This window comes from Flavobacteriales bacterium, from assembly GCA_030584065.1.
Classification (GTDB): Bacteria; Bacteroidota; Bacteroidia; order Flavobacteriales_F; family PHOS-HE28; genus PHOS-HE28.
Window position 1 is genome coordinate 127,748 of the sequence record CP129489.1, and the last position, 18,532, is coordinate 146,279.

20 protein-coding genes are annotated in these 18,532 nt (G+C 65.3%); 15 read left to right on the plus strand and 5 right to left on the minus strand.

What is annotated here, in order from left to right:
- Window positions 1-101 precede the first annotated feature (101 nt).
- From QY325_00435 to QY325_00455, 5 genes are all read left to right on the plus strand, one after another.
- Window positions 102-254, plus strand: a complete 153-nt coding sequence (locus tag QY325_00435) for a hypothetical protein (GenBank protein WKZ66406.1) — start codon at window positions 102-104, stop codon at window positions 252-254.
- Window positions 255-334: 80 nt separating this feature from the next.
- Entirely contained in the window at window positions 335-1,648 is a 1,314-nt protein-coding gene (locus QY325_00440; GenBank protein ID WKZ66407.1) for a sugar MFS transporter, read from the plus strand.
- A gap of 94 nt (window positions 1,649-1,742) precedes the next feature.
- Complete coding sequence (locus QY325_00445) at window positions 1,743-2,645, plus strand: hypothetical protein (protein WKZ66408.1); 903 nt, start codon at window positions 1,743-1,745, stop codon at window positions 2,643-2,645.
- Between the two features lie 2 nt (window positions 2,646-2,647).
- Entirely contained in the window at window positions 2,648-3,064 is a 417-nt protein-coding gene (locus tag QY325_00450; protein ID WKZ66409.1) for a hypothetical protein, read from the plus strand.
- 86 nt (window positions 3,065-3,150) lie between these two features.
- The gene (locus QY325_00455; GenBank protein ID WKZ66410.1) at window positions 3,151-6,216 is read left to right on the plus strand and encodes an ATP-binding cassette domain-containing protein; all 3,066 of its coding nucleotides are present in this window, start codon (window positions 3,151-3,153) and stop codon (window positions 6,214-6,216) included.
- Here QY325_00455 and QY325_00460 read toward each other — a convergent pair.
- The gene (locus QY325_00460) at window positions 6,213-6,605 is read right to left on the minus strand and encodes a DUF1987 domain-containing protein (protein WKZ66411.1); all 393 of its coding nucleotides are present in this window, start codon (window positions 6,603-6,605) and stop codon (window positions 6,213-6,215) included. The genes QY325_00455 and QY325_00460 overlap by 4 nt on opposite strands.
- Window positions 6,606-6,616: 11 nt before the next feature.
- Entirely contained in the window at window positions 6,617-7,183 is a 567-nt protein-coding gene (locus QY325_00465) for a SiaB family protein kinase (GenBank protein WKZ66412.1), read from the minus strand.
- Between the two features lie 132 nt (window positions 7,184-7,315).
- Between QY325_00465 and QY325_00470 the strand changes: the two genes are divergently transcribed.
- The 10 genes from QY325_00470 to QY325_00515 all read left to right on the plus strand — a co-directional run bounded on the left by QY325_00470 (window position 7,316) and on the right by QY325_00515 (window position 14,594).
- The gene (locus QY325_00470; protein ID WKZ66413.1) at window positions 7,316-8,044 is read left to right on the plus strand and encodes a methyltransferase domain-containing protein; all 729 of its coding nucleotides are present in this window, start codon (window positions 7,316-7,318) and stop codon (window positions 8,042-8,044) included.
- Window positions 8,041-8,751 (plus strand): ZIP family metal transporter, encoded by a 711-nt coding sequence (locus QY325_00475; protein ID WKZ66414.1) that lies wholly within the window; start codon window positions 8,041-8,043, stop codon window positions 8,749-8,751. The genes QY325_00470 and QY325_00475 overlap by 4 nt, the downstream gene beginning before the upstream one ends.
- A 117-nt stretch (window positions 8,752-8,868) precedes the next feature.
- Entirely contained in the window at window positions 8,869-9,492 is a 624-nt protein-coding gene (locus tag QY325_00480) for a hypothetical protein (protein ID WKZ66415.1), read from the plus strand.
- Window positions 9,489-9,776, plus strand: coding sequence for a transcriptional regulator (locus QY325_00485; protein ID WKZ66416.1), 288 nt, complete (start codon window positions 9,489-9,491; stop codon window positions 9,774-9,776). The genes QY325_00480 and QY325_00485 overlap by 4 nt, the downstream gene beginning before the upstream one ends.
- Before the next feature lie 4 nt (window positions 9,777-9,780).
- A complete protein-coding gene (locus QY325_00490; protein ID WKZ66417.1) occupies window positions 9,781-11,340 on the plus strand; it encodes a DUF4173 domain-containing protein in 1,560 nt (519 codons plus the stop codon).
- Window positions 11,337-11,834 (plus strand): hypothetical protein, encoded by a 498-nt coding sequence (locus tag QY325_00495; GenBank protein WKZ66418.1) that lies wholly within the window; start codon window positions 11,337-11,339, stop codon window positions 11,832-11,834. The genes QY325_00490 and QY325_00495 overlap by 4 nt, the downstream gene beginning before the upstream one ends.
- The gene (locus QY325_00500; GenBank protein WKZ66419.1) at window positions 11,831-12,751 is read left to right on the plus strand and encodes an endonuclease/exonuclease/phosphatase family protein; all 921 of its coding nucleotides are present in this window, start codon (window positions 11,831-11,833) and stop codon (window positions 12,749-12,751) included. The genes QY325_00495 and QY325_00500 overlap by 4 nt, the downstream gene beginning before the upstream one ends.
- Window positions 12,741-13,451 carry a hypothetical protein gene (locus tag QY325_00505; protein WKZ66420.1) on the plus strand — a complete coding sequence of 237 codons (711 nt, stop codon included), beginning with the start codon at window positions 12,741-12,743 and terminating at the stop codon, window positions 13,449-13,451. Before QY325_00500 ends, QY325_00505 begins: the two co-directional genes overlap by 11 nt.
- 84 nt (window positions 13,452-13,535) lie before the next feature.
- Complete coding sequence (locus tag QY325_00510; protein ID WKZ66421.1) at window positions 13,536-13,841, plus strand: hypothetical protein; 306 nt, start codon at window positions 13,536-13,538, stop codon at window positions 13,839-13,841.
- Window positions 13,842-13,871: 30 nt separating this feature from the next.
- Window positions 13,872-14,594, plus strand: coding sequence for an NRDE family protein (locus QY325_00515; GenBank protein WKZ66422.1), 723 nt, complete (start codon window positions 13,872-13,874; stop codon window positions 14,592-14,594).
- Window positions 14,595-14,771: 177 nt separating this feature from the next.
- Here QY325_00515 and QY325_00520 read toward each other — a convergent pair whose 3' ends face one another.
- The 3 genes from QY325_00520 to QY325_00530 form a co-directional block, all read right to left on the minus strand.
- Window positions 14,772-16,046 carry a hypothetical protein gene (locus QY325_00520; protein ID WKZ66423.1) on the minus strand — a complete coding sequence of 425 codons (1,275 nt, stop codon included), beginning with the start codon at window positions 16,044-16,046 and terminating at the stop codon, window positions 14,772-14,774.
- Window positions 16,047-16,099: 53 nt separating this feature from the next.
- Complete coding sequence (locus QY325_00525; GenBank protein ID WKZ66424.1) at window positions 16,100-16,591, minus strand: YajQ family cyclic di-GMP-binding protein; 492 nt, start codon at window positions 16,589-16,591, stop codon at window positions 16,100-16,102.
- 100 nt (window positions 16,592-16,691) lie between these two features.
- Window positions 16,692-18,410, minus strand: a complete 1,719-nt coding sequence (locus tag QY325_00530; GenBank protein WKZ66425.1) for a T9SS type A sorting domain-containing protein — start codon at window positions 18,408-18,410, stop codon at window positions 16,692-16,694.
- Window positions 18,411-18,532: the final 122 nt, after the last annotated feature.

Below are 18,532 nucleotides of genomic sequence, written 5' to 3' on the forward strand. Positions count from 1 at the left end.
ACCGGCAAAGGTGCGCACGGCGGCGCGTCATGGAAGTGCAAGCGAGCGAGGGCCGAGCCGGTGGCGGACAACAATCTGGGCCGCTCGATTGTCTCAAGATCATGGCACGCAAGAAGATGGACCACGACCGGAAGCCGACCCGTGCGGAAGGCGATGCCTATGATCTCTCCACGCCGCTGTGGAGCCGCTACTACCAGGCCATGCGCAAGCGGATCAAGTTCCCGCGCTATTACAAGAAGGCGCTGAACTGGTAGGCCCATGCACAACAGGCTGTTGGTGCCCGCGATGCGCCGCATGGGTTGAGGTACGGGGAGGCCTCTAGCTTCACCGCCCCATGAGCGGAAGCAGAGGCACCAGCATGGCCATCCTCATCCTCGGGGGGCTGTTCTTCCTGTTCGGATTCGTCACATGGCTGAATGGCCCGCTGATTCCGTTCATGCGGATCGCCTGCGAGCTCACCGATTTCGAGGCCTCGATTGTCGTGCCCTTCGCATTCTATGCCTCCTACTTCGTGATGGCGCTGCCCGCGTCGATGGTCCTTCGCCGCACGGGCATGAAGAACGGCATGGCCTTGGGCCTGGCCGTGATGGCGCTCGGCGCATTCCTGTTCATACCGGCGGCGCGCATGCGTTCGGCGGGCGTCTTCCTCACCGGTTTCTTCACCATCGGGGCGGGCCTGGCCCTGCTGCAGACCGCGAGCAATCCCTACGTCACGGTGGTGGGGCCCATCGCCAGCGCGGCCCGGCGCATCAGCATCATGGGCATCTGCAACAAGCTGGGCGGCATCATCGCACCGTTCATCCTCGGCAGCCTCATCCTGGTGGATGCGGACCGGCTCAAGTCCGACCTCGCCTCGCTGGAGGGCCCGGCCCGCGACGCCCTGCTCGATGAGCGGGCCGGCCTGGTGGTCATGCCGTATTCCGTCCTCGGCATCGGCCTGCTCCTTGCCGCGGCGCTCATCCGGGTCTCCCCGCTGCCGCCGCTGGAGGAGGAGAAGGGGGGAGCAGGCGGGTCGGTCCTGCGGCACCCGCAGCTGTTGCTGGGGGTATTGGCGCTGTTCCTCTACGTCTGGGCCGAGGTACTGGCCGGCGACAGCATCGCGGTCTACGCCGAGCGCCTCGGCACCCCGCTCGACGTGGCCAAGACGCTCACGAGCGCCACGCTCACGGCCATGCTCATCGGCTACGTGATCGGCATCGCGCTCATGCCGCGCATCATCGGGCAGCGCACCGCCCTGGCGGCATCGGCGGTGGTCGCCCTGGCCTGCGTGGCGGGCGTTCTGGCGGTGGACCCGGCGCGGATGGCCCTGTTCCCGCTGGTCGACCTGGGAGCGTTGGAGGTGCGCATGGCGGAGCTGCCCGTCTCGGTGATCATGGTGGCGCTGCTGGGGCTCGGGAACGCCTTGATGTGGCCCGCCATCTGGCCCTTGGCCGTCGATGGGGTGGGGGCCTCCCTCAAGGTGGGTTCCGCGCTGCTCATCATGGCGATCCTGGGTGGGGCGCTCGCCCTTCCGGTGTGGACCGCCATGGCGGGTGACGCATCGGTGGATGGAGCGCAATCCGCGTATTGGCCCCTGATCATCTTCTACCTCTACATCCTCTGGTACGCCTTGCACGGTTCGCGATGGCGCACATGGGGCGCCCGCTAGCCCATCCGTGTTGAAAACTGGGCCGGAGCCGGGCGGGGGGGGCGGGGCCCTCCGTCTACCTTCGATGCCGCAACTCTCACGACCCCAGTCCAGCATGGCACGTCAACGCACTGTTCTCCTCGCCCCGGGACTGGCCTTCATGATGCTGCTTGCCGCATGCGGCGGCGGTGGCACGGAGGCCGATACCCAGGGCACTGATTCCCTTGGCACGCAACAGGCCCCGAAGGAGGCGGAGGTCATCGGCATCGGCGGCCGCTACTTCAGCGTGCCATCGCCCGTGCAGACCGCCCTCGCCATCCGCCAGGCCGGCCTGAAGTACCAGAAGCAGCTGGCGGCCCCGCTGGAGAAGGCGGATGCCGTGACGGCCCGCATGGCGCAGGCCACGCTCCTGGGCGTTTACGGCGCGGACCTCTCCTACGCCACTATCCACCGCGATGGGCAGCGCTCGCTGGCCACGTTGCAGGCCATCGAGAAGCTGGGCGGCAAGCTGGAACTCGGCAATGCCTTCGACAAGGCCCTCGTGGAGCGCTTCAAGGCCAACATGGGCAGTGAGGACAGCCTGCTGCGCTTCAGCGGCGTGGCGTTCCGGGCAGCAGACCAATACCTCAAGGCGAACGAGGCGCACGATGTGAGCGCCTGGGTGCTCACCGGCGGATGGATCGAATCCATGCACCTGACGCTCTCGGACCCGGCAGCCATCGGCAACCAGGTGCTGATGACCCGCATGGCCGAGCAGAAGGGCACCCTTGAAGGGATCGTGGCCCTGGTGGAGAGCACGAACACGGAAGGCCAGGCCGACGCGCTGTTGGCCGCATTGAAGGACCTGCGCGGCGCCATGGAGGGCGTCAAGGTGGAGTACATCTTCGAGCCGCCCGTGACGGACGCATCGAACAAGACCACCTTCATCAACAGCAAGACCGCCGTTGAGGTGACCGCGGAGCAGGCCGCTGCCATCGCCGCCAAGGTCACCGCCATCCGCAACATGATCCTCGCCTGACCATGAACAGGACATTGATCGCCCTCTCGTTCCTGGCCTTCGGCGCCGCTGCGCAGGCCCAGACCCTCTGCCAGCCCATCGCCTCGCGCTGCGAGGCGCACATCACGACGAACTACATCCCCGATGGCCAGTTCTATCGGGCACTCCTCCAAGGCGATGAAGTGGCCGAGTTCCAGCTCACGCTCTTCGGCGGCACCACCTACCGGGTGGCGGCCTGCAGCGGCGAGTCAGATGGCATCCTGCTCTTCAGCGTGTACGACCAGAAGCGCAACCTGCTGTTCACCAACAAGGACCACTTCAACGCGCCGTTCTGGGACCTGTCCATCGCCAGCACCCTGGATGTGATCGTGGAGGCCCACCTCGACCCCAGCAAGGCTGCCAGCGGCTGTGCAGTGATGCTGATCGGCTTCAAGAAGTAGCGCGTTCCGGAACCTTTGGGCGCCCCTCCCGTTAAGAGGGGCGCTCTTTTTCAGGCCCCATCAGCGGGGCCGAGGGGGCGGTGCGCATGAGTGAGAAGATCCTGAAGGCCCTGTTGCAGCTGTTCGCCATCATCGCCAAGGGCGAAGCGGTGGCGCTGGGCGCGCGGCCTGAGAATGCCGCCATCCTGGAGCGCTTCCTGCGCAAGCAGTTCAGCCCGGAGACGGCGGCGGCGCACATGGCCCGGTACCAGGCTTTCGTGGAGTCGTTCCACGGCGCGGCCCAGGGCCGCACGGGCCGCAAGCGGACCTCCTTGAACTCGGTGAAGGTCCTCAAGATCTGCACGCAGGTGAACGAGGAACTCACACAGCGCCAGAAGTTCGTCGTGCTGCTCCATCTGCTCGAGTTCATCCATGCCGATGGGGAGGTGACGCCGCAGGAGTCGGAGTTCGTTGCCACCGTCGCAGAGACCTTCAACATCGCCCGGCCCGATTTCGCACGGTGCCGCGCCTTCGTCTGCCAGGAATCACAGGAGCGCCTGGATGAGGAGCACCTGCTCTACATCGATGCAGCGGCCACCACCACCCTCAGCGCGGCCAGGCACCTGCACGCCCATGGCCTCGACGGGGAGGTGCGCGTGCTGCACGTGCCGAGCGTGAACCTGTATGTGATGCGCTATCAGGGCCGGGACGAGGTGCTGCTCAACGGGCAGCGCATCGGGCGCGACAGCCATTATGTGCTCGGCAACGGCAGCAGCGTGCGGCCGCCCAGCGGGGTACCCATCTACTACAGCGACATCCTCCAGGCCTTCATGGCCAAGCAGGGCCGGCCGCGCATCGTCTTCCGGGCCGACGCCATCGAGTACACCTTCCCCAACGGGCGTGTAGGCCTGCACGAGCTGCATCTGGCCGAGGCCTCGGGCAAGCTCATCGGGATCATGGGCGGCAGCGGCAGCGGCAAGAGCACGCTGCTGAACGTGCTCAATGGAAATCTGGCGCCCAGCCGGGGGCGTGTCACCATCAACGGCATCGATGTGCACGCCGAGCGCGACCGCATCCGCGGGGTGATCGGCCACGTGAGCCAGGACGACCTGCTCATCGAGGAGCTGACCGTCTACCAGAACCTGTTCTTCAATGCCAAGCTCTCCTTCGGCGACCTCACGGACCAGCAGGTGGCCGAGCGCACGCTGCGCATGCTGCACACCCTGGGGCTCTACGAGACCAAGGACCTGAAGGTGGGCAGCCCCCTGGAGAAGACCATCAGCGGAGGGCAGCGCAAGCGGCTCAACATCGCCCTGGAGCTGATCCGCGAGCCCAGCGTGCTCTTCGTGGACGAGCCCACCAGCGGTCTGAGCTCGCGCGACTCCGAGAACATCATGGACCTGCTCAAGGAGCTGGCCCTCAAGGGTCGGCTCGTCTTCGTGGTCATCCACCAGCCCAGCTCGGACATCTTCAAGCTGTTCGATCGGCTCCTGCTCATGGACCAGGAGGGGCACCCGGTGTACTACGGCGATCCGGTGGATGCCGTGGTCTACTTCAAGAAGGTGACCGGGCAGGTGGACAGTGAGCAGGGCCAGTGCCGTGCGTGCGGCAACGTGAACCCGGAGCAGATCTTCAATATCCTGGAGGCGCGCCTCGTGGACGAGTACGGCAAGGAGACCGACCAGCGCCGCATCAGCCCTGATGCATGGAATGAGGTGTTCCGGGCACAGATGGAGGTGCGCGTGGCCCAGGTGCCCGATGAGCGCAGCGTGCCGCACAGCACCTTCGCCATCCCCGACCGCCTCAGGCAGCTCAAGGTCTATTTCCAGCGCGACCTGCTGAGCAAGCTCGCCAACCGGCAGTATGTGCTCATCAATCTGCTGGAGGCCCCGGCGCTTGCGTTCTTCATGTCCTTCTTCCTCAAGTACCACGGGGCGGCGGAGACCGGCTCCTACGTCTTCAGGACGAACGAGAACCTCCCGCAGTACCTGTTCATCGCCGTCATTGTGGCCCTCTTCCTGGGCCTCACGGTGAGCGCCGAGGAGATCATCCGCGACCGCAAGATCCTAGCCCGGGAGAAATTCCTCGACCTCAGCTGGCTGAGCTACCTCGCCAGCAAGCTGGGCATCCTCTTCATCATCTCCGCCATCCAGACCGGGCTGTTCGTGCTGGTGGCCAACCGGGTGCTCGGAATCGAAGCGCTCGGCGCTGCGCATTGGCTCGTGCTCTTCTCCACCAGCTGCTTCGCCAATGCCCTCGGGCTGAATGTGAGCGCGAGCTTCAACAGCGCCAAGGTCATCTACATCCTGATCCCCGTCCTGATCATCCCCCAGCTGCTCTTCAGCGGCATCATCGTCAAGTTCGACCGGCTGCACCCGTGGTTCGGGTCGGAGCGGGGCGTGCCCCTCATCGGCAACGTGATGGCCTCGCGGTGGGCCTACGAGGCACTGGCCGTCACGCAGTTCATGGAGAATCCCTATGAGCGGAACTTCTACGCCTTCGATCAGCGCATGAAGACGGCCAATTGGAAGAAGGACCTCTGGGTGGCCGAACTCCAGAACCGCTCAGCCGAGGCCCGGCGGCTGCTTTCCGCCCCCCCCGAGGAGCGGGTCGGGTTGGAGGAGGCGCTGGAACTTCTGCGCCATGAGCTGCGGCGGGAGGAGCGCCGCCTGGCAGGCTTCGTCGTGAAGGGGTTGGAGCGGCTGACGCCTGAATCCTGCGATGCTTCCGTGCTGGATGAGGTGGATGCGGCGCTCGGGCGGCTCACGCACCACTACCGGTCGGCGTACAAGGAGGCCGAGCGGGGGAAGGAGCGGTTGATCGCCGAGATGACCGCCACGGAGCAGTCGCGCGCCGCCTACTTCGACCTGCTCGACCGCTATCGGAACGACGGCCTGGCCGATGTGGTGACGAACAAGAACGACCTCCGCGTGATCGTGGAGGATGATGGCGCACTCATCCGGAAGAGCGACCCGGTGTACGAGGTGCCCGAGGGGGGCTTCCTGAGCGCCCACTTCTATGCGCCCGTGAAGCCGGCATTCGGCTTCCGCCTCAGCGCATTGGCGGGCAACGTCCTGGTCATCTGGACCATGGTGCTGGCCCTGTGCGCTGCGCTGTATTGGGAGCTGTTCCCTCGCCTGATGCGGATGCTCCCGCAGCGCTTCGGCCGCTAATCGCCGTTCACCTCGGCGATCTGGATCATCTTGAAGGGGATGTTGATGATCCCCGAATAGTCCTCCCCGGCTTCGAGCATGTCCTCGTCATCCGCCTCGTAGTGCCAGAGCACGGTGACCTCGTTGCCCGCGGCGCGGATGGGCTCGAGCCGCTTGAACACATCCAGGATGCACTTGCTGGAGCTCGTGTTGAAGTACTCGAGCTGCACGTGCAGCGCGGTCCGCTCGCTGGGCTGTCGGCTGTACCGGTCGATCCAGTCGATGAGCGGCTTGTAGAAGTCGATGCTGTTCTCCGGGATGGAGCGGCCCTTCAGCTCCAGCAGGCCCGATGCGGGGTCGAAATGCACGTACGGGGTCTTGGGCGATCCTTCGAGGTGGAGCGGTTCCATGGCGTTCCTGTCTAAGTGTTCACGTTCACGTTGAGGCTGAAGAAGGCGCTATCCTTGTCATAGGGGACGAAGGCGTACTCGAGCTTGCCGCCGCTGCGGCGCGCGATATCGATCATGCCAAGGCCTCCGCCGCCGGCGCTAGAGTACGTGCCGTCAGCGAGCTTCGCCCTGTACCATTCGCGGAGGTCGTCGGGATTGAGTGAGTTGATGCGGTCGAGGTGACCCTTGAGCTGCTCCACCTCCGAGCCGGCCATGAAGTTGCCCGTTAGCACGGAATAGCCACTCTCTGTTCGGGCGATCATCACCACGCCATGGGGCTCCTTCGTAGTGTGCACAGCGCCGTCATCGAGCCGCAGGTGCCCGTTGTGGTGGTAGAGGTTCTGAAGGCACTCAACCACCACATTGAAGACGCGCTTGCGCGACTTATGGTCGGGCTCCATGCCGTCCAGCTTGCGCTCCACCAGTGCCAGCAGCACCGTGATGAGCTCGGGGGTGAGCCCTCCCTTGAAGGAGAGCATCACCCGGCGGCGCTCCAGTTCATCGTAGAGGTCATGGATGCGGTCGAGCAGTCCGGGCATGGGAAACCCTTAGCGGGGCATACACAAAGCAAGTTCCGTTGCGATTCCCGGATTTCCGCAGCTGGCCGGAGTTTTCCACGCGTGCGTGTGAGCCGGGCACGGGCCGGTTACTTTCGCCGCCCATCATCCCCCATGGGCTGGTTCAAGCACTGGTTCGGCACCCCGTACTACAAGCTGCTCTATGGGCATCGCGATGACGCCGATGCCCAGGCCTGGGTGGAAGCCATCCTGGGGCGGTGGCGGCTGCCCGAGGGAGCCGGCCTATTGGACCTTGCGTGCGGGCGGGGCAGGCATGCCCGTCATTTCGCCGCCCATGGCATCAAGGTCACCGGTTGCGACCTCTCCGAAGAGAGCATCGCCGAGGCCCGTGCGGCAGTGCCTCAGGCGGAATTCCTCGTGCACGATATGCGGGAGCCCATCGCCGGAAGGCGTTTCGAGGCCATCTGCTGCCTGTTCACCAGCCTGGGCTACTTCGAGCGGCTCGAGGACGACCAGCGCGTGCTCGATGCCGTGGCGGCCATGCTCGTGCCCGGAGGGGGCTTCGTCCTCGATTTCATGAACACGGATGTCGTCCTGCGCGACCTCGTGCCCCACGAGGAGGTTGAGCGGGGCGGCGTCCGGTTCCGCATCACCAGGTGCCTTCAGGCCGATGTCCTCGTGAAGCGCATCGAGGTGCTGGATGGCGAGGCGGTGCATCGGTTCGAGGAGCGCGTGCAGACCCTGCGCCCTGCCGTACTCGAGGGCATGGCCACCGGTGCGGGCCTGCGCATCGAGGACCGCACCGATGGGCCGCTGCTCACCCCCTTCGACCCCGACCGGTCGCCGCGTTTCGTTCTTTGGTGCCGAAAGCCACCCGCATGAGCCTCCTCGTCGCCCTGCTCTTCTTCGCCATGCCCATGATCGCCGGTGCCGCCGTGCGCGCAGGCAGCCCTGACCAGAAATGGCTTCGTCTGCTCCTGGGCTTCAGCGGCGCCTTCCTGGTGAGCGTGGTGTTCCTGCACATGCTGCCGGAGCTCTACGAGGAAGAGGGCGCGATGATCGGTGCATGGGTGCTGGGGGGCTTCCTCCTCCAGGTGGTCCTGGAGTTCTTCAGCCAAGGCATCGAGCACGGCCACATCCATGTGCATGCGCACCATGGCGCACGCGCGGTGCTGCCCTGGCTCACCATGGCGAGCCTGTTCCTGCATTCCTTCGCCGAAGGCATGCCCTTCGCCGATGCCGCCGTGGCCGGTAACGTGCCCTTCCTGGCTGGGGTGCTGCTCCATAAAGTGCCCATGGCCATCGCGCTGGCCACGGTGCTGCTCAAGAGCGGCGTACCGGGTTCGGCCAGTTGGCTCATGCTGGTGCTCTTCGCGCTGGGGGCGCCCCTGGGCATCGCGGCGGGCACCTTGGCGGGCGATTGGATGGACGGCCACTTCCTGCACCGCATGCTCGGACTGGCCATCGGCATGCTGCTGCACATCGGCACCACCATCATCTTCGAGAGCGCGCCGGATCATCGCTTCAACGCCGCCCGCTTCGCTGCCGTGGTGGTGGGCGTGGTGCTGGCCGCCCTGGCCGTCCATTGATTTTTCCTCGGGCCTCGCATACGGATCGCGCGCACGCCCCGTTACTTTGCAGCGCAAAGCACTTTGCATATGACTCAGCACGATCCCCTGCAGGAGTTGGCCCGCATCCGAGGCCTCATGGACCGCAGCACCCGATTCCTCAGCCTGAGCGGCCTCAGCGGCGTCATCGCCGGCGCCGCGGCGCTGGTGGGCGCCTTCGTCGCGCGCGAGCACCATCAGGCACTGGTCTGGTCGCACGGCTTCGAAGGCAACGGCGGCGAGGCCTTGGCTGCAGGGGGCCTCAATCGCCAGAGCGCCTGGTGGGGCCATGTGAACTTCCTGATGGCCGATGCCGCCATCGTGCTCGCGGTGGCCCTGCTGGGCGCGCTATGGTTCACCTGGCGCCGCAGCAAGCGCACGGGGCAGGGGCTGTGGGGTGCCAGCGCCCGCCGCATGGCCCTCAACCTTTTCCTGCCCCTGGTGGCCGGAGGCCTGTTCTCGCTGGCGCTCATCGTCCATGGCGCGGTGGGGATGGTGCCCGCGGCCACCCTCGTCTTCTACGGCCTCGCGCTGATCAACGCGAGCAAGTACACGCTCGACGAGATTCGGTGGCTCGGCCTCAGCGAATCGGTGCTCGGCGTGGTGGCCGCCTTCTGGGCCGATGCGGGACTGCTCTTCTGGGCGCTCGGCTTCGGCGTGCTGCACATCTTCTATGGGGGGCTCATGTACCTGCGCCACGAGCGCGGCAATGCTGAAGCATGATCGATCGGCTCAATAAGTCCTTCGAGAGCCGGGTGCGCCTGGGCATCATGGCCGTGCTCGTCGTGAACGAGTGGGTCGATCATACGCAATTGAAGGAGCTGCTCGGCGTTACTGACGGCAACCTCGCGAGCCACCTCGCCGCCCTGGAGGATCTGAAGTACGTGCAGGTGCGCAAGCGCTTCATCGGCAAGCGGCCGAACACGAGCTACAAGGCCACCGTCAGTGGCGCCCGTGCCTTCCGCGACCACCTCGATGCCATCGAACGCCTCATCCCCAAACCCTGAACGCATGAACGCCATCGCCAATTGGATCCAAGCCCGCGCGGCGATCATCATCGCGCTGCTGTCGGCACTCGTCTTCGACCGGCTGTTCTTCCGGATGGGCCTCGGTCTGAACGTGCTGCTGTTCACGCTGCTGGTGGTCATGCTCATCGTGCATCGTATCGGATGGGGAGGGCTGTCGAAGCCGGCGCGCTGGGCCATGGCCGGGGCATTGGTCGCCGCGGCGATGGCGGTGGTGCACGGAAGCGTTATCGCACCGGTCATGGCGGTGCTGGCGGTGCTGTGGTTCAGCGCCCTCGCGCATGAGCCTGTGCTGCGGAGCTTGCCGTTCGCTTCGGTGCAGGCCATCTCGAATCACCTGGCGCTGCCCATGGCCGTGCTCGATGGAGCCAACGAGCTCATGCCCAAGCGCGGCGTTGCGCGCACGGGATGGCGCTGGGCGCGGTTGAGCGTGGTGCCCATGCTCGTGCTCGCGCTCTTCTTCCAGCTCTATCGCGTGGGCAATCCGAAGTTCGACCACCTCACCGCAGGCTTCCTCGATGGCATCTGGCAGGCGATCGCCGAGCTCCTCGAATTCGTGGTCACCGCGCACGCGCTCTTCTTCCTCTTCGGCCTCTTCTTGTGCGCGGGGCTGCTGTTCCGCTTCGCGCCCAGGCTGGTGGCGCAATGGGAGCAGCGGCTGGGCGATGGCATGCGGCGCGTGCGCCTGAAGCGTCCGCACTGGCGGGCGCCGCTGGACATGAACCCGCTGGAGCGGGAGCGTCGCCGCGGGGTGGTGCTGCTGGCGCTCGTGAACGCCCTTCTCCTGGTGGTCAACATCATCGATGTCGATTGGGTCTGGTTCGGCTTCGAGGTGCCTGAGGGCTTCAGCCTGAAGCAGTTCGTGCATGAAGGCACCTATGCGCTCATCTTCAGCATCCTGCTCAGCATCGCGGTGGTGCTCTGGTTCTTCCGTGGCAACCAGAACTTCTACTGGCGCAGTGCCTGGCTGAAGCGCCTGGCCTTGCTCTGGGTGGTCCAGAACGGCGTCCTCGCGGTGTCGGTGTTCCTGCGGAACTGGCACTACATCAGCTTCCACGGTCTCGCCTACAAGCGCATCGGCGTCATCGTGTTCCTCGCGCTCGTGCTCGTGGGGCTGGTCACCTTGTTCGTCAAGGTGAAGCAGCGCCGTTCGCTGTACTACCTGGTGCGTGTGAATGCGTGGGCGGCCTTCGCGCTGCTCGTGGGCCTCACCACGGTCGATTGGGATGGCTTCATCGTACGCGTGAACCTGGGCCATGGCAATCCCGGCGAGATCGACATCGACAACTACCTCGCAATGAGCGACAAGGTGCTGCCGCTGCTCTACGCCAACATCGACCTGGTGGAGCAGCAGATGGAGCGGCATCGCCACAACCGCGTGCGCTGGGTAGACCACCTCGATCCGCTGGCCTTCCGTGCCCTGCTTGATGGCAAGCGCGATGCCTTCCTTGCGCGCCAGGCCGGTCAACGCTGGCAGGAGTGGACCTGGGCCGATGCGCGCACCAGGGCCGGGCTGGAACGCATCGGTCAAGCCGCGATGCAATGAGCGACCTCCGTTGCATCCGCGGCTGGCTGGCCTTCTTCATGGCGTCCCTGGTGCTGAGCGGCATCACCGCCGTGCCGCTGGCGATGCTCACGGCATGGCTCGTTGAGCTCACGGAACCGGCGGGGGGCGCATGGCATCAATGGGCATCGCATGCCGCAGGTGCCGTGGCCCATGTGGATGCCGCATACCCGATCCTCTTCTACGGCACCGACTGGCTGGCCTTCGCGCATGTGGCGATCGCACTCGCCTTCATCGGCCCGTGGCGCGATCCGGTGCGCAACCGCTGGGTGGTGGAGTGGGGCCTATGGTGCTGCGCGCTGGTGATCGTGCTGGCCTTCGCATGGGCGCCGGTTCGCGGCATTCCCTTTTTCTGGCGCTGCGTGGATGCCTCGTTCGGGGCGATCGGAGCGGTGCCGCTCTGGCTCGCCCTGCGGCGAATCCGTCGCATGGCCGCGCGTCCGGCCACCGGCGCACCTTCCATGGAGCCATCATGAGCGGGGTGCATCAGCTGAAGCTCGTCACGCTCACGCTCGCGGCGGGGTGCGGTCTCGCCTTTGCGCCGGATTCCTTCCCCGCCATGCTGGCACGGGCTTTCCTGCCGTGGTGGGCGGTGCTCTTCCTTGGGCTTGCGGCGTTGGCCATGGCGCGCGGTCGATGGTGGTGGAGCGCATCCGGCTTCATCGCAGCGGCGCTGGTGGCTGCACCGTTGCGTGTGCCTGTCCCGGATCCGGTGGGCAAGGATGGCGGCTCGGGCCTTCGGGTGGCCACGATGAACCTGTGGCAGGTGAACGGCCGGCGCTCGGATGCGGTGCGTTCGGCCGTTGCGACGGACGCTGATGTCATCGCCTTCCAGGAGGTGAACGCGATCTGGGCCGCTGCGCTGGAGGAGGGGCTGGCGGTGCGCTACCCGTACCGCAGGGCCGTACCCCGCGAGGACTGCTATGGCATCGCGCTGTTCAGCAGGTTTCCGATCGGCGCCATCCGCGTGGCGGAGGTGGAAGGGACACCCTTCATCCTTGCCGATGCGGAGACCGACGGCGGAACGGTGCGCATCTGCGCGGCGCATGCCGCCTCGCCCACCAGCCTTATGGATTTTCGCCGGCGGAACGCGCAGCTGAGGTGGCTGGCCCGGGAGATGGGCGCCAGCGACCATCCCATGCTCGTGATCGGTGATCTGAATACCGTGCACTGGGACGATGCCTACCGAAGGCTGTGCAGGGCCTCCGGTGGGCGACCCGCCAGCACGCCGCTGGATATCACCTGGCCGTCGTTTGGTCCGCTGGCCCTGATCCCCATCGACCACGTGCTGCTTCGGGGCCCCGTCGAACCGGCAGCGCTGAGCACCTTCGAGGTGGCCGGCAGCGATCACCGGGGCATCGTCGCCGATATCATACTGACCCATGAGAGCTGACATCCGCCGCGCGTTCGCCTGGATGAGCGCCTTCTTCATCGCGATGGCCTATTTGGAGAGCGCCGTCGTGGTTTACCTGCGCGCGCTGCACTACCCGCAGGGCTTCGCCTTCCCCTTGGTCCCCATGGCCCCTCCGCTGATCGCCACCGAGGTGTGGCGCGAGGCGGCCACCCTGCTCATGCTGCTGGCGCCGGCTGCGCTGATCGCACGGTCAGCGCTGGAGCGCTTCGCCTGGTTCTGCTACGGTTTCGGCCTCTGGGACCTCTTCTACTACGCATGGCTGAAGGTCCTGCTGGATTGGCCATCGAGCCTGTCGACCCCCGACCTGCTCTTCCTGATACCGGTGCCCTGGGTGGGGCCGGTGTGGGCTCCCTGTGTCATCTCCTTGGGCCTGATCCTGCTGGCGCTGGTGATCCTCAGGGGACGCTCAAGGGCGGCGGACTACCGCATCGATGGGCGTTCCTGGGCGCTTCTGATAGCGGGCGCGGTGCTGATGGTGATCTCCTTCACAATCGATCCGCTGATGCGCACGGATGGCGTGGACGCCTTGACGAGCGCATCCTCCATCGGGGCGGATGGTGCGCGTGCGCTGCTCGATGACGGGACATACATACCCGGTCCCTATCCCTGGCCATGGCTGGCTGGCGGGCTAGTCCTTGCGATGGCCGGACTCTATCGCAGCGGACGCCCTTGGCGCTGAGCGGCACTGTTCGTAATTCTGAAACCCGCAGGGACGCAACCCCGTTTCAGGCTTGCGTCTCTATCCATGGATAACAAAGAGAGAATGGTAGCAGAAGCGCGCCTCTTCATCCGGCTGGGCGTCCTGTCCACGCTGGGCTTCATCTTCTACTATGCCCACCTATTCTTCGGGCTGATGGATAATGTGGTGCTCTTCAAGACTCTGGCCATCACCTTCCTGCTGGCGACGATCCCCCTGCCCATCATCGCCATGAACAACAAGAAGCTCTTCCCGGAGCTCTCCCGTGGCGGCAAGCAGATCCTCACGCTGGTGACGGCGATGCTGCTGTTCCATCACTTCCTCATGACGTTCATCTTCGTCATGTTCCTGCGGGGCGAAGCCGTGATGTGAAGCGGGGAGGGGGCGCGGTAGCTTTGCGGCATGTGCCTGATCGCGCTGGCATACAAGGTCCATGCGCGCTTTCCCCTGATCGTGGCGGCCAACCGGGATGAGTTCCTTTCCCGAGAGGCTGATCCCGCGCACTTCTGGCCCGATCTTCCCCTGGTGCTCGCCGGCCGTGATCGGCGGGCGCTCGGCACTTGGATGGGAATCACCCTGTCCGGGCGGTTCGCTGCCCTGACGAACCACCGGGACCTCCGGAGGCCGCCGATTGCGGGCCCCTCGCGCGGCCTGCTGGTGCGCGATGCGCTCCTGGCGGAGCCTGAAGCGGATCCGGTGGCGAGGGAGGGCTATAACCTGTTGCACGGGCCGATCGAGGCCCTGCGGTACCGGTCGAACATCACCGGCGAGGACCGCGTGCTGCAGCCCGGGATCCATGGGCTCAGCAACGCGCTGCTGAATACACCCTGGCCGAAGGTGGTGCGTGCCAAGCAGTCCATGGAGCGCATGGTCCTTTCCGACAGGCCTGACCCCGAGGCCATGTTCAGGCTTCTTCAGGATGCACGGCCCGCAGCGGACCATCAGCTCCCCGAAACCGGCCTCGGCATTGATCGTGAACGGGCCCTCAGCTCCATACGTATCGACCTGCCGGGCTACGGCACCCGCTGTTCCACGGTGATGCTGGTGTCCGTCACGGGACTGGTCCGCTTCGAGGAGCGCACGCTGAAGGATGGCGGCAGGGTGCTGCAGGAGTTCCAGTTGTGATGACCATGCAACATTCGGCACGGGATCGGCGTTACACAGTCAGGTCCGGTAAGGGACCGAAGGAATAGCCGGTCACAAGGAGCGAGGCCCATCGGCGTTAGAAGCTCCCTTCCAAGCCCGTAAGCAGGGAGACCGGAATCGTACAGGAACCCGCCCCGTAAGGCGGGTTCCGCCGTTTCACCGCACCACCTTCCAAGCGCGTCCACCGGCACGCACGAGCAGGAGGCCCTGTGCATTGCAGGGCAGGCGGAGCTCACTCGAAGGCGTGCTGGCCGCGGCGACAGTCCGGCCCATGGCATCGAGCACCTCCACTGCACCAACGGGTCGGCCTTCAGGATTGCGGACCAGGATCTCCCCATCCAGTTCGATGACCGTCCAGTGGCGGAGGGGGGCATCCGGCATCCCCGTGCCGCCTTCCACGCAGGGAGCATAGAAGCTGAACAGCATGATCACGGGCGGCCCCCAACTCACGGTTTGCGAGGGTCCTGCAACGCCGCCCTGACCCGCAACGCCATAGACCAGGTTGCCTCCGGGTAGGGGCGGCCCCAAGGGCGTGACCGACAAGCCGTACTGCCCGGGGGATAGGCACTGAGCGACCTCCGTGTATTGGTTGTTGAGGTCCAGCGTGAACGTGCCAGTGGCGATGGGCGCGGAGATCGAGGCGTCCGTCAAGGTCCATGCGAAGTCGCCGGTGACCAGCATGCCCCCGAAGTTGCCCAAGGTGAGCGTGATGGACGCACAGGGAGGCGGAAGGCAGAGTGGGACATCCTCCAGGTTCCAACTGCACGCCAGGTTGGTGGTGAACTCCGTCCAGAGCTCCAAGGTGCCATTCAAAATGGGCTCGTCGAAGGAGACTCCATCCTGCAGCCTCAGCACGTGCCAGCTCTCACCGGACAGGCCGAAGGCGCTCACGGTTTCCTTCGCCAGGGTATCGCCCGTAGTGCCCAGGAGGATGAAGTTCGGGTAATCGAAGAGCGTTGTGGAATTGTTCACCACGTTCACGACCAGGGCAGTGTCCGAGAAGGGCGCCCAATGGACGGAAAGGACATCCAGTTGGTCGCAGGGGCTGCCACTTTCCGCCACAGTGAAGGCGTGCTGCTGTGCAGGCGCAGAATCCAGGATGCCGGAGGAGCCGGACGTGAATTCGATGCTGTAGGTGCCGGCGGGCAGCTGCCCCAGGCTGATCGCCTCCGTATGCGGCACCAGGACGGTGAGCCCTCCGGTGCTGGCAGCCACCAGGGTGATCGAGATGAGTGAGGCCGTTACGCTGGCCTGGGCGAACACGATGTAGGAGCCCGTGCTGCTCAGGTTCCCGATGAGCTGCAGCTCCACCTCATCCGCCGTGGTCGCCGGGTCGGGTGCCACCGCGATCTGGTCGATGTAGAAGTAGGTCTGCCCTTGGGCGAGTCCGATGAGCAGGGCTGCGACGGCGGATAGTACTGAGCGCTTCATCTGTGAAGGGGTTATACCCATGACGCGCATCGGGCATCGCGCGCTGCCCGGGCTCAGCTTTTCATGTTCTCGAACTGCAGCGGGATCTCGAAGTCCTGCTGCCGGCAGAGGGACATTACGGCCTGCAGGTCATCGATCTTCTTGCCCGTCACGCGGACCATGTCATCCATGATCTGCGGCTGCACCTTGAGCCCGCTGTCCTTGATGGCCTTGGTGATCTTCTTGGCGGTCTCGCGCTCGATGCCCTGCTTCACCTTGATGATGCGGTAGAGCGTCTTGCCGCTCGGCACGGGCTCTTCCTTCAGGTCATAGCTGCGCACGTCCACCTTCTGCTTGCCGCTGCGCTCCAGCAGGATGTCGACGATGGCATCGAGCTTCATATGGTCTTCGGTGCTCACCTTGATGGTGAGCGCCTTCTTGTCGAGTTCCACCGTGCTGCTGGTGCCGCGCAGGTCGTACCGGGTGTCGATCTCGCGCTTCACCACGTTCACGGCGTTGTCGAGCATCTGGATGTCCACCTTGCTGAGGATGTCGAAGCTGGGCATGGTCGGGGATTGTGCGCTCAAAGATGGGGCAGGGGGCGGAAGCAGGAACGGCCGCCCCGATCGGGCGGCCGTTCCATGCATGCCGGTGGCTTCTGGTCGCCTACTTGTTCACCTGCACGCGGAATTCGCTCATACGGCCGCCTTCCGTGTCGAGGCGGAAGAGGTAGGTGCCGCTGGCGAGGCCGGCCATATCCAGCGTGAGCACGCTGTCGCCGCCGACATTCGCGGTGCGCTCCAGCACCCGGGCGCCCTTGGCATCGAAGGCACGCACGCTCACCATTCCGGTGACACCCTTCAGCGGGATGCGGAGCCAGTTGGCCGTGGGGTTGGGATAGGGCGTCACCTCCAGGGGCTTGGCGGCCTCATCCATGCCGATGGTGCTCGCCTCCACGGCGTGGATGGCGTGCGAGGGCGCGCCGGCCAGGCCGGTGAAGCCATTGTACCAGGTGGCGGCATCGCGGATCATCGATACAGGCTCGTTGGTGATCTCCGACACACGGTCGTAGTTCAGGCTGCTGTTCCACCCGTGCCAGACGATGCCGCTGTAGGAGTCCAGGCAGAGCAGGTAGCGCACGTTGTCCTGCAGGGTCACCACATCGGAGAAGGGCACATAGATGGGCGTGTTGCGCAGGTCGCTGGTGAAGGTGTAGGTGCCGGCGGCGAGCGACAGGATGTCGGCGTTGGTGGGCAGCGTGATGGGGCTGGTCACCGTGCCGGTCCACTCGTACAGGGTTCCGTCCACGATCTCGTCGGTGAGCACCTGGTCGGCTGCCGCGGAAGCCGTGAACCAGAAGCCGGCAGCGGCCAGACGCGAGCCGTTCGGGTCGCTGAAGTGGATGCAGGAACGCCAGCCGTCGACGTTGTTGGCGGGCACGACATGCGTATTGCTCACGATGTCGAGCGTCGCAGGGTTGATGGGCGCGTAGGTGAACTTGTCACCGGCGGTGCCGAGCGTGAGCGCGAGGCTGTTGTTCTGCGGGAAGTCATCGGCCACATCGCCCTCCAGGGAGTAAGTGATGGTGTAGGAACCGCTGTAGCTGGCCTGGCTGAAGTCCGGCAGGGTCACGTAGAGCGAGTCGCCGCTGTTGATCGTGGCGCCGGGGGAGACCTGGTTGTAGACCTCCGTGCCGCCAGGCTCCTGGGTGATCACGCAGCGCACGCGTGCGCCATCCATGGGCTGGGCGCCGTAGTTGTGGATGTTGGCGCCGAGGCTCACGAAGTACTCGCTGGCGCTGCTGTGGATCACCGGGTGGATGGCCCCGGTGCGCGGCACCAGGATGTCATCCCCGTCGAAGCCCAGGTTGTACTGGTAGTAGTTCTGCTGGCTGCCGATGAAGACCTCCAGGTCATTGCAGGTGAGGATGGCATCGCGCAGCTGCGCGCCCGCCTCTTGGCTGATCATCACCACCGGGATGGTGACATCGGCACCCACGGCTCCTGCGCCCATGGCCACAGGCGCCCCGGGCTGGTTGTTGATGATCATCACCGCGATGGCACCGGCCGTCTGGGCATTCAGACTCTTGGCGCCGAACTCGCAGGCGCCGCGGTAGATCACCGCGATCTTGCCGTTGATGTCCGTGCCATTGACCAAGGCATTGCAGCCCAAGGAGTCGGCCTCCGTGCCATCATCCACAAAGCAGGCGGTGCCCACGATGTTGTTCATCGGGTCGTTGAGGTCCGGGGTCTGACCCCATTGCGCCCAAGTGAATTCCAGCGGGCCTTCCAAGGAGGCCGGCTGCTGCACGTAAACGGTCACCTGGGCATGCAGGGCGAGTCCTGCCACGCAGGCGGCGATGGAGGGGAGTAAGCGTTTCATCATTCGGTTATGGGGTTAGCGGATTCTGGTAGCTCCGGGTCGGATAGCGCACCGGTACGGCAAGGTTAGTAACGTCCGCGTAAAATCCAACCGGTCGTCACGTACAGAGCACGGCTGCCATGGGA